This is a genomic window from Flavobacterium psychrophilum, assembly GCA_001708385.1.
Classification (GTDB): Bacteria; Bacteroidota; Bacteroidia; order Flavobacteriales; family Flavobacteriaceae; genus Flavobacterium; species Flavobacterium psychrophilum_A.
Genome location: CP012388.1, coordinates 530,837 through 545,890, shown reverse-complemented (window position 1 = coordinate 545,890; position 15,054 = coordinate 530,837). Strand labels below are relative to the sequence as shown.

Annotated in this window: 5 protein-coding genes; all 5 read left to right on the top strand. The window is 40.4% G+C overall.

What is annotated here, in order from left to right:
- The first annotated feature begins 301 nt into the window (after positions 1–301).
- Entirely contained in the window at positions 302–3,166 is a 2,865-nt protein-coding gene (locus ALW18_02400; GenBank protein AOE51471.1) for a hypothetical protein, read from the top strand.
- A gap of 208 nt (positions 3,167–3,374) precedes the next feature.
- Positions 3,375–9,299 (top strand): hypothetical protein, encoded by a 5,925-nt coding sequence (locus tag ALW18_02395; GenBank protein AOE51470.1) that lies wholly within the window; start codon positions 3,375–3,377, stop codon positions 9,297–9,299.
- 368 nt (positions 9,300–9,667) lie between these two features.
- The gene (locus tag ALW18_02390; protein ID AOE54280.1) at positions 9,668–10,228 is read left to right on the top strand and encodes an RNA polymerase subunit sigma-24; all 561 of its coding nucleotides are present in this window, start codon (positions 9,668–9,670) and stop codon (positions 10,226–10,228) included.
- Between the two features lie 283 nt (positions 10,229–10,511).
- Positions 10,512–11,360: an iron dicitrate transport regulator FecR gene (locus ALW18_02385; protein AOE51469.1), complete on the top strand. Its 849-nt coding sequence runs from the start codon at positions 10,512–10,514 to the stop codon at positions 11,358–11,360.
- Positions 11,361–11,555: 195 nt separating this feature from the next.
- Positions 11,556–14,828, top strand: coding sequence for a TonB-dependent receptor (locus ALW18_02380; protein AOE51468.1), 3,273 nt, complete (start codon positions 11,556–11,558; stop codon positions 14,826–14,828).
- The last annotated feature ends 226 nt before the right edge of the window (positions 14,829–15,054 follow it).

Below are 15,054 nucleotides of genomic sequence, written 5' to 3'. Positions count from 1 at the left end.
CCTTTCTTTTTATAAAGATGCATTTTAGTATAGCAAAATGCCATTTGACACAATAACTTCTGTTGTTTGAAATTTTTCGAATTATAAAACTAACTATTAAAACGCTATCTAAATATTAGATATTGATCTTTAATTGTTTATGGTTATCTGTATGAATGTTATGCTTGTGTTGTGCATATTAAATTATACACGTTATGCACCTGTTGTACCCTGTTTAATTCGGAATTTTATGTTAATACCTGTTAGTTTTGTGGTGTACTGTACAAATATTCTATTACACTAAAACTTAAACTAAAAAAATATGAACAAAATATTTACTTTACTAATATTGCTCACGGTACTATGTTCAAAAGCACAAACTATAATACCCCAGATTGAATGGGAGAAATCTTTAGGAAGTGAATCCAATGATGGAGCGGGAGGTATTACATTTACGTCAGATGGCGGTTACATCGTGTTTGGAAATGTATTTAGTCTTTCAGGAAATGTAACCAATCACTATGGCACCAGCGATTACTGGATTGCAAAAATTGATGCTATGGGTATTCTCGAATGGGAAAAAACTTATGGAGGTAGTTCTTTTGAAGGAGCTGCTGCCGGCGGGTTAAAGGTTGATACTTCGAAAATAAGGCAAACCCCGGATGGAGGCTATATACTTGGGGCTAACAGCTCATCAGATGATTTTGACGTGTCAGGTAATATAGGTGGATCCGATGTTTGGCTGGTAAAAATTGATAATGTCGGAAATATTGAGTGGGAGCGAAATTACGGTGACGAAGGGGAAGATGCTTTTTTTGATATTAAGGTAACCAGCGATGGCGGTTTTATTATGACTTACGGAACATCTGACGATAATAATTATGTATATGGTTCTAAGATTAGCAAACTAGATGCACAGGGAAATATAGAGTGGACTAATTCTTATCAAGGATCAGGGCAATTTACATTTTCGCATCTACTTAATATTATCCAAACTTCAGACGGAGGCTATATTACTACCGGATGGACAAGCGCAGAAATTTCTGAAGCTATTCCCGGGCATGAAATTTCCCCTGGTTTTTATGACCCTAATGGTCGTCTTTGGGTACTTAAAATTAATGCTGCCGGAACCTTTCAATGGGCTAAAACTTACGGTGGTACTAATTTGGAAGAAGGCTATTCTATTGTAGAAACTACGGAGGGTAACTTTGTGGTTGCAGGTATGACATATTCGGGAGACGGGGACGCTGTAGGTCATCCCGATCCGGATAATTCTCCATCACCGTGGGTGTTGAAATTAAATGATTCTGGAGAAGTAATATGGCAAAAAACCTATGGAACCAGAGGAAGTGCTAATGATGTTAAAATCATGCCTGATGGCAACTACGTAATAGGTGGAAGCTACATAATCAATATAAAATCAACAGATGGAGAAGTTATAGGCGGACGCGGAGGAACCGATGAATTCCTGATGAAGTTAAATCAGGAGACCGGAGATATTATCTGGACTAAAACCATGGGGGGAAGCCTAAATGACAATTTTTGGGGCTTTACACTTGCCCCTGATGGAGGGTTTGTCACCATAGGAAGTAGTTGGTCTGTCGATGGCGATATAAGTGCAAATATAGGTGGTTTTGATTACTGGGTAGTAAAGTTGGGACCTGACTGTATAGTACCTGTTCTTACCGCTGAAACAGCTTACACTGTTTGTTCGGATACCGAATTTACACTAACCGCTGCCTCAGAGGGAAATACAATTAATTGGTATTCGTCAAAAACAGCAACAGATATATTGTTTACAGGATCGGATTTCGTTATTCATGCATTAACAGAAGGAGTATCGTATTGGGTAGACGCTGTTTCTCCTACAGGTTGTACCTCTCAAAGAACAGAGGTTTTAGTTTCAGTAAATACCCGTCCTGACCTGACGGTTGAAAATGACGAGATCTCTGTATGTGAAAATACAGAAGCACTACTTACAGCAAGTACATCAACAGGAAACTCTATACTTTGGTATGATAGTGCCGAAGCTACAACATCAATTGCTTCCGGAGAAGATTTTACCACTCCCTTGCTTATAGAAAACAGATCTTATTGGGTACAGTCTTATAATGCACAAACGCTTTGTGTTTCAGATAGAATAGAAATTAAAATTACAGTTACACCGTTGCCTGTAGTAATGACAAATACTGCCGTTAGTATTTGTGAAGGTATGGAAGCAGTTCTTGTAGCAGGTACGCAGCAGGGTAATCTCATTGCTTGGTATGATAGTGAAGATGCTCTAGAATCGATTGCTTCAGGTTCAGAATTTACTACGCCTGTACTTACAGGAGATGTTTCATACTGGGTGCAGGCGTCCAATCCTCAAACCAATTGTGTTTCCGAAAGAACAGAAATCACTATAAAAGTTAATCCGGTTTCATTAGCTGTTGTTGAATTTAGTTATGTTAACCCTGTGTGTATATTGGCTGATAACCTCCTTCCGGTAGTTGCTGATAATTTTACCTGGGGAGGAACGTTTAGCGCAGCTTCAGGATTAAGTATTGATCCTTTAACGGGAGAAATAGATTTATCTTCAAGCCAAAAAGGAACTTATACGATTACCTACACTGTTGAAACGATAGAGTGTTTACAGGGTGATTTAGATTCGTCAGTCATTACCATAACAGATTCGGTAACTCCCGCAATTTCGTTCAACTATGGTGAGGTTTGTACCAATGATATTTCTGCTCTTCCGGTATTGAGTGAAAGTTTTACTGATGGAGGAACCTTTAGTTCTACTTCAGGTCTTACTATCAATGCTGAAACAGGAGAAATAAATGTAAAGGCGAGTCAACCCGGATTATACGTTGTTCGTTATAGGGTGGAGGAAGATCTGGATTCGTGTTTGGCTTTTACACAATTTGAGACAGAGGTAATTATCAATATTTGTCAGATCCAAAGAGGAATTTCTCCTAATGGTGACGATATGAACGATTGGTTTGATTTAACAGGACTGGACGTTCGCCACCTGATTATATATAATCGTTATGGGAAAGATGTTTACTCCCGCTTGGGCTATGTAAAAGAGTGGGGTGGTCAGGACAAGGACGGTAAAGAATTACCTGATGGTACCTACTTCTACGCCATTGAAAAAACGGATAGCACTATGCAAACGGGCTGGGTTTATATAAACAGAAACCATTAATAAACCATTTATAATATTAAAGTTAGTTTACCGGTTGATGATTCAGCCGGTAAATTTTATTATAGAAAAGGTGCACCGCTTTATTGGAGGCAACCAAAATGAAGTATTTAATTCTGATACAGTACATTCTTAAATGCCAGACAAATAAATGAAAAAAGTATTTTACGTAGTATTGTTTATCTTTTCTTTTTTGAGTTCACAAGCTCAAATGCAAACTGCTCATTGGTATTTTGGTGCCAATGCGGGAGTAGACTTTTCTTCCGGTTCTCCTGTCGCTGTTACTGATGGTGCGTTAAATACAAAAGAAGGTACTTCAAGTATATCAGACGAATTTGGTAATTTGTTATTTTACACAGATGGGGTTACTGTATATACCAAGAGTCATATGATTATGAGTAATGGGGAGAATTTGACCGGTAGTGGATCTAGTACGCAGTCTACACTTATTGTTCCCGGTCCGGGAATTTCCGATCTGTTTTATATTTTTACAACAGACGCTATTGAAATCAGTCCAAAGCATGGTTTAAGGTATAGTATTGTAGATATGACACTGGGTACAGAGGGAGAGGTAGTATCCGGGCAAAAAAACATTCCTATTTCTCTCGGAGGAGAAAATAATGTATCCGAAAAGCTTGCCGCGACTGTAAAAGGAGATTGTTCAGGTTACTGGATAATTACGTATTATAAAAAGAAATTCTATGTGTTTTCACTTACTGATGAAGGCATAGATATTGAAAACCCTATAATATCAGAATCAAGTCCCTTTACAGATAATGATGATACGGTAGGGGGGATTAGAGTTTCACCTGACGGTAAGAAACTAGCAGCATGTTTCACAGATTATAAAGGAAGTTTACTTTTGTATGACTTTAATAATATAGACGGAACTGTGTCTAACGGCGAGACGCTCTTTGAAGGGGAGACGCTTAATGATAGATTATATTATAGTGCTGAATTTTCTCCAAATAGTAAAGTACTATATGCTACATATAGCGGATTAGTTCGTTATGATCTTACAGCGGCATCTATACCCGATTCAGAAGTCGTTTTTTATAATACACCTAATGGGACAAGCGGAGCTTTACAAACCGGATTGGACGGGAAAATTTATTATGCACGTCTAAATAATCAATTTTATCTTGCTGCTATTAATGACCCTAATCATTTTGATGCCCCCAACCTAGATTTATTTAGTGTTTTTTTAGGGGGAAAACTCCATGCTCTTGGATTAGCTGGTTTTCCACAGCCTTTTTACAATGCTAATCTTTTTATAAATGGTAAAGAAGATGTCCAAACATTTTGTACTGGTGAACCTATTGATTTTAGTTATTGTTTTAATGGTGGCGTTTTGCCTTCGTGGACAGTTCATTGGGACTTTGGAGATGAAAATACTTCTGTAGAAGAAAACCCTACGCATAGTTATAATGAACCGGGTTCATATACAATAACTTTAGATATTACGATCGGACTAAACGTTATAACGGTAACTAACACCGTTATAGTAATACCCATTCCAATTGCGAATAAGGCTGCTAATCTTGTAGTTTGTGACGTATTACCTAATGACGGTTTTTCAGAGTTTTTCCTTGCGGGACAAACCCCGTCCATATTGGGTACGCAACCGGCAGCGGATTATACAGTAGTATATTATCCGGATGAAAATGCGGCTATTGCGGGCAGCGCACCACTCCCGTTGAATTATAACAATATCGTTAATCCTCAAACTGTTTATGCACGTATTACTAATGTTGCCACCGGCTGTTATGATATTACTTCGTTTACCTTAACAGTAAACCCTGTTCCTAAGTTTGCTGTTCCTGATGGTCTTGAAGCTTGTGAAAATAAAGAGGGTACAGGTATTACAAATTTTGATCTTACTCAGGTAATCCCGCAGATAAACTTAGGTAATATGAATTTAAGCGTTAAGTTTTATAAATCTCAGGAGGACTTACTTAACAATATTGTTATAGTTACGCCAACATCATACACTAATACTGTTGCTGGTGGAGAAACACTATATTTCCAGGTTACAGATCCTGTTTTGCCCGAGTGCACATCAACCGGCGAACTTCAGCTAAAGGTAAACCCCCTTCCGGTTTTAAAAAACAATATAGCACCTTACAGCCTTTGTGATATGAACAACACTGGGGATGGCTTTGAAGTCTTTGACCTTATCAGCAGGTATAGTTCCATCACCAACGATACAGGCCTTGTCCTTACCTACGCCTATGATAATAATGGCACGCTAACCACTATTACTGACCCGGGAGCATTCCGCAATACATTAGCCGGCCAGCAGACCATATTTGTCTCAACACAAAATACTTTTAATTGCAGTAACAGCACAAGCTTTACCATTTTAGTAAACCCGTTACCGGTATTAAGCGATAACCCTGCAGACTTCATTGCCACCGAGTGTGAAGAACTGCCTGGCGAGGCTGATTTTGACCTTGATGAAATTGCAACAGCGGTAACGGCAGGCTCAGCAAGCTATGTGGTGTATTTCTACCAGACAGAAGCCCAGGCACTGGCCGGTGGCGCTGATTTTGAACCGGGCCCAACCTACCTGTCAGGCGATGCCGATATCTGGGCCAGGGTAATTAACCCTACCACGAACTGCGTAAGGGTAGCCCGTGTGGAACTAAACGTAATCCCTGCCCCTATTGCCACCACCCCTGCACCTATTGCAGAATGTGATGACAACAACGACGGCTTTGCAAGGTTTAACCTTACACCAGCCATGCAGGCTATTGAGGCCGCTATCCCCGATGTAACGGTAAGCGCCTTTGAGACCCAGAGCGATGCTGACCTAAATGTAAATGTAATACCGTCACCCGAGGCCTATGACAATATCGTAGCAGGTACCCAGACCCTGTACCTAAGGGTACAGTCGGACCTTACGGACTGCTATGATACGGTAACCCTTGTGCTGATTGTAAACCCAAGGCCTGATGCCCACAGCCCGGCGCAGCCTTATGCGCTGTGTGATGACGGTACCAGCGATACTGATGGCATAGCCCATTTTAACCTGAACAGCCAGAGTGCTGAGATACTTGCAGGCTTAGACCCTGCGCAGTACACAGTAGACTATTACACCGACGCTGCAGCTACACCTGCCAGCCTTATCGGTACACCGGGCAACTACCCATCGGCAACAGCTACGGTGTATGCCAAAGTAACCAATACAGCCACAGGCTGTTTCTATATCGTAGCGGTACGCCTTGTGGTGAATGCCCTTCCGGTGCTTATTACCAATGAGTACAGCTACTCGCTGTGTGATACCACACTGCCGGCCAACAAAGAGACCTTTGACCTTACCACTACCATCGATAAATTCATCACCGATGAAAACCTAAACGGTGTAGCGGTAACCTTCCATACCACCCTTGCCGATGCGCAAGGGGGCACCAATGCCCTTACCGACGCCCAGGCACAGGCGTATGAGAACACTTCACAGGTACAGAGCCTTTATGTGCGCTTTACGGTAACCACTACAGGCTGCTTCAGGCTTGGCTACCTTGATATCAGGGTAGAGCCGCAGCCGGTACTTACCCTTCCCTCACAGGATGAGCTAACGGTATGTGATACCGATGGCAACGGTATCGGTGAGTTTAACCTTGAAGCCTTAAAAGAAACCCTTGCCAATGGTGATACAAGCCTTGTGATCACCTTCCACCTAACGGCGGAGGAAGCACTATCGGGGGCCAACCCGATCGGTAATACGACCGACTACAGGAATGACCACCCGGGCACACAAACCCTTTGGGTAAGGGCAGTGAGCAGTACTACAGGCTGCTTTAACACCACGCCATTCCCGGTTACCCTTATAGTAACCCCTGCACCGCAGGCACCAAAGCTACAGGATATCACCCTTTGTGATGATACCGACAACAATGGGCAGGACGGGGCGCTAAGGACAGACCTTACAGTATATGAAACACAGATAAAAGAAGCAGTAGCCCCTGTGGAAGTAACAATCACCTATTACCTTTCCAAGGCTGATGCTGATGCGGGTAGTAACGGTATTGCCAGCCCTGCAAGGCACATTGCCAGGGATGGGCAGGTGATCTGGGTAAGGGTAGAGAATACCGCAGGCTGCTATAGCCTTACGAGCTTTACCATCCATATCAACAAGCCACACCAGTTGGTAACCCCAACACCCCTTGCCGTATGTAACGAGGCACTGCCAAATGACGGTATTGCAGAATTTGACCTTACACAAAAAGACGATGAGATACTGGGCCCTGATGGGGTAGGCATGGACTACGTTGTAGACTACTTTACCACCGACCCAAAAACAGACAGCACCGCCGTGGCAATCGCTGACCCTAAGGCGTATGTAAATACAGACAGCAATGGAGCAGCCCAAAACCCAAGAACGATCTGGGTAAGGGTAACCACCACCCAAGGGTGTGTTAGCTATACCACCCTAACCATAAGGGTGCTTCCGCTACCTGTACCCAACTTTAACCCAGCCCCACTTGAGGTATGCGACCAGGATACTACAGAGGTAGGCAGTGAGCCCTTTGACCTGACCCTTGCACAGGATGATATCCGCAACAACGGTACTAACTACCTGTTCAGCTATTATACCACAGAAGAGGATGCCCAGGCAGGCACCAATGCGATACCTGACCCAACCAGCCACAACAGTGCCAGTGGCAGTGTATGGGTAAGGGTTGAGGCCAATACCAATAACCCATCTGATTTGAGGTGCTTCCAGATAGTGGAGCTTGAACTAATAGTGAACCCACTGCCACCGATAGCCGACCTTGCCGACTATGGTATCTGTAACGACACCCCTGCATCCCCGACAGCCTTTAACCTGAAGGAGTATGTAGAGACAGCCCTTGGCGGTAATACAGGTACCATTTACACTATAGGCTACTTTAGCGATGCAGCCCTTACCACACGTGCCACGCCAATAACAGGGTATGTAGTAACAGGCAGTGCAACGGTATACATAGAAGTAGTGAACAACGACACAGGGTGCAGGATCGTAAAAGAGCTTGAGCTTATCGTAGAGCAGCAGGCAGTAGCCAACCCTGTGGCAGACCCTGCGGCGGTATGTGATACCGACGACCAGAATGACGGCAGGGCCTCAGGATGGGATTTAACCCTACTTGCACCTGAAGTACTTGGCGCTCAGGACCCGGCTGTGTTCCTTGTAAGCTATTACGATATTGACCCGTCTACAGTACCTGCACCGCAACCGATACAAGACCCTGAAAACTATACCAACCAGACTCCGGAGAGCCAGGTGATCTGGATCGTAGTAACCAACAGCGATACGGTACAGGACACTCCATGCAGTGCCACCACTACGGTAACCCTAAGGGTAGAGCGCAGGGCAGAGCCTGTTATCACCACAGCAGATGGCAGCGATACAGTATGTATCGAATGGGGGGCAAGCGAAGGCGAGCTGGAACTTAACAGTGGTGTAGTACCAAACGGGCACACCTATCTTTGGTACAAAGACGGGGTACTGCTAACCGATAGTGATGACTCAGGAAGCTACATCGCCAAAACAGGCGGCGTATACACCGTAGTAGTAACGGGCCCTGCGCCACTGGAATGTGTGTCGGATGAATCGGCAGGCTTTACGGTAATCGAATCAGGGCAGGCATCAGCAATAGGCCAGGGGTACTATGTAACCAACTACTTTAGCGATAACCAGACCATAACGGTAACCATAGAAGGAAACGGGGAGTACACCTACCAGCTGGATAACGGCCCAAGGCAGGAATCTCCGGTATTCACCAATGTATCCCCGGGCTACCACAGTGTTACGGTATGGGATGAGAAAACAGATTTTCCATGCCAGGAGCTGGTCTTAAATGGAGTAAGCATTGTAGACTACCCTAACTTCTTTACCCCTAACGGTGATGGTTTCCATGACACGTGGAACATCATAGGCTTAAGCGGTACAGGATCGGTGATCTATATCTTTGACCGCTACGGCAAGCTTATCAAACAGATAAGCCCGGACCTTGAGAGCAGCGGATGGGACGGAACACTAAACGGTACCCCGGTACCGGCAACGGACTACTGGTTCACGGTGACCTACCCTGAGTTTGATGGCACCACAACGGCAACCAAAGAATTTAAATCACATTTCTCACTGAAACGATAAAACAAAGAGAAAACCACAATAACCAAACCCCCGGACAGCTTTCACTGCCCGGGGTTTGTTTTTTTAAATGTGAAAATATCATGATTTAAAAGGATGATAAATGGTTTAAGATTATATATAAATTGTATTTTTTTAGAATTTAGTGCCTTTCATATGTTTTAAGTTTTTGATAACAAGAAATTTAGTTCTAATGTTTCGATGACGAAGTGTTATTATCACAGATTAAAATCTCATAATAGATGTGAGTTTCAATCAAATTTATTATAAGTAAAATCCTAAAGTTACTAAATTATTAAATGAGATAAAGCTTAAATTATGGGAGCAGCTTTCTACTAATTTTACCATATCTTTTTCCAACTAATATGGATATGAAAACTAATTTGATAATAAAGTTGCGTGAGGGAGATGATTCGTGTTTTAAAGAAATCTACGAACTCTATCATTTTAAGGTCTACCTTTTTGTAAATAGCTACACTGACCAGCCTGCAGATACGGAGGACATAGTGCAAAACGTTTTTATCCACCTTTGGAAGTACCGTAAAAAAATAGATGCTCAGGTTGAACTCGACGCTGTTTTGTTTAAAAGTTCAAGGCAAGAAATTTCCAGATGGTACAAAAAGCAAAATAATTTTCCTTCTCTGGAAGAAAAATTGAGAGAAGATATTGACATTATCCCTGAATGGGAAGAGGATATCAGTATCAAACTTAGGAAGATCAAGATCCTGTTAAACCAAATACCGGAAAAACGAAGAAAAATATTTACTCTCCATAAATTTGAAGAAAGGAGCTATAAAGAAATAGCAGTGGAAATGGAAATGACTCCTAGTGCCGTTGCCAATCAGATATCAAAAACCATTCAGTACCTTAAAGAAAATTTAGTAGAAGACCATTGTTTGTTTTGGTTTGCGTTTATATTTTATTTCAGTTAACCGTATTAAGGTTTTTATTTACCCTTATTCCTAATGCAGTTTACATTAAATTAAAATTCAGGTGTTGTAGAAAGTAGTTTATAATTTTCATCGTGATAAATAAAGTTTAAATATTTATTTATCAGTCAGTTGTGATTTTGTAACGTCTTGTTTTCTTTTTTGTCCGTTAAGAAATTATTAACACTTATTCTTGCCCGTGACATTCAACCTACTGAAAGTCTATTATAGTTAGAGATGCATATTCTATTGTTTTGGATGCACTCGTAAAATTAATTATTGTTTTATGGGGAACAAAGAAATTGAGGAAGAATGGAATGAAATTCCATATAATGGAATACTTCCTAATGAAGTTAAGTCACGTATGTGGATGAACATTCGCAGCGAGACTCTTGATAGGAGAAAACGCAATTATAAGTGGATCGCAGCAGCATGCGCCATACTATTTATATCTCTTATGGGTTACCAGTCTTTTACAAATTCACGTTTTGAAAAGGTAGAGGTAATAGCAACAAATACCTATCCGGATGATGTCAGGTTATTGCGTCTTCCAGATGGAACCAGAGTTTGGGTTAATCAAAATACGCACATTGAATATGCAAAGGAATTTATAGGTAATGAAAGAAAAGTTACACTAAACGGTGAAGCATTTTTTGAAGTAGCTAAAGATCCTTCAAAGCCTTTTGTAATCACTTCAGGAGATGTTACCACAACCGTTCTAGGTACATCTTTTAATGTAAAAGCTTATTTAGGTAAGCCGGCAGAGATTAGGGTAAGAACAGGTAAAGTAAAAGTAGAAGGTAACCAAAATACTGTTTTCTTAGAAAAAGGTTACGCCGCCATAGCACTTGCTGACAATAAAATAATGCAGAAACAAAAAATTTTGGTATTAGAACCTGAATGGAAAAAATCATTACTTGATATAGATGGCCTCACCTTAGAGCAAGTAATAGATAGACTTAGTTTGGACCACACTTTATCTGTGGAATATAATAGTGAAGACCTCAAAGGCTTAAAAATTAAAGGTACCCTAGATGCCAGGCAGGGAGTTGGTGATATGCTAGAAACCATTGCATTTGCATTAAATCTTACAATTAGCACGAAAAGTGGAAATAATTATGCTATAAGCAGATAATTCCTATTTACATATTTAATAAGGAACTACGCTTAACTAATTATAGCGTACAGGGACTTCTATGTCTTAGAATTAGCAAATTTAATAAGGCTAAACTATTGAATATAAGTTTTTTATATGTTTTACTATGCTCAATATTATAAAATTACAATTACAATCGAATTATTATAGACAATAATTACTAATTATCTAATTATGAACAATGCTTTTTCAAAGCCATTTCCTTTAGCTTACCGGATTTTGCTTTTCGGATTATTACTCTCTTCAAATTTCCTGCGTGCGCAATCTGGTACTGTATCGGTAGATTTTAAAAATGCTTCCCCAAAAGAAATTATTGAGAATCTGGAGTCAAGGACTCCTTATAAATTTGTATACCAGAATGATACTGATCTTGATTCACCACGTGTTACACTGAAAAAAGACAATGTATCTATAGATGATGTTTTAAAAGAATTACAGGCAATAACAAGTTTTAATTTCAGAAGAAATGAGAATAATATTGCTGTTAATAAAAAATCTGCTCCTAAAAAGATGGGAAAGATTATAGGAAAGGCGGTTGATAATACTGGTCTTTCCTTACCCGGAGCGACTATTAGGCTTATTGAAACCGGCCTGGCTACCATTTCAGATAGCGAAGGTAATTATTCGTTTGCTGTTGAATCAGGTACCTACACTGTTGAGGCAAGTTACATGTCGTTTCAGACACAGCGGATTACAGGTGTAAAGGTATCGGGAAATGATCCTACAACATTAAATATTGCGCTTAAGGAAGATGCACAGGCCCTTGATGAAGTTGTAATTACTCAAACTTTCCAAAAAGCAACGGCTTCGGTTGAAGGCATGCTATCACAGCAAAGGAAAGCCGCTCAGTTCTCTGACGGTATATCTGCCGAGCAGATTGCGAAGACACCGGATAACGAAGTTGGAAGTACTTTGAAAAGAATTACGGGTGTAACCACGGTTGATGATAAGTATGTCGTGGTTCGCTCTATGGGAGAGCGTTGGAACCAGGCAGTAATGGATGGTATTAATCTACCGAGTACAGATGCATACCAACAGCACTTTTCATTTGATATAATTCCAACTGCTTTAGTAGAAAGTGTTGTGGTAAGTAAAACAGCTACTCCCGATATGAACGCTAATTTTGCAGGTGGCTATATCGAGGTAAAAACCAAAGACATTCCCCGTGAAGATTTTACAAATTTCACAATATCAACGTCTTATAACAGCCGAAGTACCTTTAAAGACCAGATTACCAAACAGAGGGGGAAAAATGATTATTTTGGTTTTGATGACGGTACAAGGGATTTTCCGAAAGGTTTAAAGGCTTTGGACGTGCCGAATACAGAAGCTGAGTCCGTGCCTTTTCTGGAACAGTCGAAAGCTTTTACAGAGGACAATTTTACCAACCACCGCACGTATACCCCTATGAATTCTGCTTATCAGTTTGCGATGGGTCGTGCATTCGATTTAAAAGACAACAGTCGTTGGGGTTTTGTTGCTGCCCTCAACCTGAGAAATACTCAAAGTACCCAGGAAATAGATCACACAGAAAGAGGTACAAATATGCGTAATACGTTATTTTTTCCTGCTGGTACCAATTATCAGGATGGTGGAGGAGGAACTTATCAGTATAACGATTTTAGGCAGTATGGTTTTAAAAATTCAGGTGCTCAGTATACTTACAATACTACTCTTGGAGGAATGTTTAATGCCGGTATACAATTAGGAAGTAATCACAGGTTAAGCCTTCGAAATACCTATCTGCATATTTATGAAAATCAACTTACACAGGTTACAGGCTGGAATTATTACAACAATTCAGTCTCGGAAATTTTAAATGGGCAAGTACCTCCCCAAACACAAACTACCAATTACCCTGTTTTTCAGGATTTTAACCAGAACAAAATTGAAGGCAACCATCGTTTTGGTACTATTGCTATCAATTGGTTTGGAGCCTATTCCCATACTTCAAAAGATACTAAGGATGCCACGTTCATGAATGCATCCAGAACTAGGCTTGGTGAAGACGAACTACTTTATTATGCAATCTCTAATAGTGCCAATGATATCCGAAGAGAAAACTATTGGAATAAAGAAGATGACTTAAACTGGGGTGCTAATTTCAACTGGAATTTTAATGTGGGGATAGTAAAAAATGATATTAAAGCCGGCTATTTTGGTAGTATAAAGAAAGCTGAGAACATGCAGGAAAGAGCGGCATTAAGAATTGTAGGTGAAAATGGCGGTAGTGGTGGCACCGCTAATGTTTTCACACCAATTTCAGAAATAGTAAATGGCTCTAATTATCGTTGGGGTGGATTTGGTTGGGAGAAGTTCGCATTTTATGGTAATAAGTATGAAGGAAAAGTAGATATGCATGCTCCTTTTCTAATGTTTGATCATAAATTCGGAAGTGTCGTTCGTTTTGTTTGGGGATTAAGGGCAGAAAGTTATGTATATAAACAATTGTCATCTCAGGCGCAGGATTTAGGAGCCATTGAGACTAAAGAGTTGGATGATAAAAAATGGCAATATATGCCATCTGCAAGTCTTACCATAAGCCCTGTCTCTGACTTAAACATTCGTTTTGGATATAATAAGTCAGTCATGCGTCCCCAATTTTCAGAGCGGCTTGATATCCCATATTTTGATCCGGTACGAAGTGGAGTTGTCTTAGCCAACTGGTCAGGCGTTGTTTCATCTGTTTCTAATAATTACGATTTTAAAGTAGAGTGGTTCCCTACTGCGGGCGAATTACTGTCTGTTGGTGTATATCATAAAGATATGGATAAACCTATTGAAGCTATCAATCAAATATCGGGTGATGGTGGTTCCAGGTTTATATACAATATGAATTCGCACAATGCAAATTTGTCCGGACTGGAATTTGAGATTCGCAAGAATCTTACTTTTTTAGGGGATGGTAAAGCATTGGAAAATATATACCTGTCTGGTAATGCAACATTTAATGATACTAAGGTAACATCATATGTTAATGCTGATGGAACCGGAGGTACATATAAAGCAGATAGACCGCTTTATGGACAAACTAATTATGCATATAATTTAGGAATTGACTACACAGGTGATCGTTTTGGTTTTAGCGCACGACACAATGCTTCGGGAGACCAGTATCTCCTTGTAGGTTTTGATTATGATGCAGAAGAGATCCGTATGCCATTTTCTACTACTGATGCACAGGTAAACTGGAAGTTTTTTAAAGATAAAAACCTTGATATTAAATTCAGTGTTAGAAATATTTTCGATAGTGTGTATGAAACCTATAATAATGCTAATAGCTATCGTGGTGAATTGAAAGAAGGTTACCAGTATGGAGATAATCCGAGGGACAGGTATACACTTACTCAGGGTGCAGGCAAAAAATATGATGAGCGCATAGACAGAGTAATGTTTAGATCTTGGGTGGGAAGAACAATGATGCTTTCAATCAACTACTCTTTTTAAAGCTCCTAAAAGCATTAAAGAGGTAACTCAAATCATCTTCAAAATAAGTTAAATGTAAAGTTTATTTACATAAAACAGGACTAAAATGAAGAAACAGTTAAGCCTTGTCGTAAAGCGTGATTTTTTAAACAAAAGAAATCTAATACATATAGTAAACGTTGTGAACCGCTTTAGTAAAAGCAAATCACGACAGATTTGGTTCTTTGGAAATTGCAGCAATAAATTA

What these genes read in the sequence shown, in the direction of transcription:
- ALW18_02400 (AOE51471.1), top strand. Translation starts at nt 302, where the DNA reads ATGAACAAAATATTTACTTTACTAATATTGCTCACGGTACTATGTTCA.
- ALW18_02395 (AOE51470.1), top strand. Translation starts at nt 3,375, where the DNA reads ATGCAAACTGCTCATTGGTATTTTGGTGCCAATGCGGGAGTAGACTTT.
- ALW18_02390 (AOE54280.1), top strand. Translation starts at nt 9,668, where the DNA reads ATGAAAACTAATTTGATAATAAAGTTGCGTGAGGGAGATGATTCGTGT.
- ALW18_02385 (AOE51469.1), top strand. Translation starts at nt 10,512, where the DNA reads ATGGGGAACAAAGAAATTGAGGAAGAATGGAATGAAATTCCATATAAT.
- ALW18_02380 (AOE51468.1), top strand. Translation starts at nt 11,556, where the DNA reads ATGAACAATGCTTTTTCAAAGCCATTTCCTTTAGCTTACCGGATTTTG.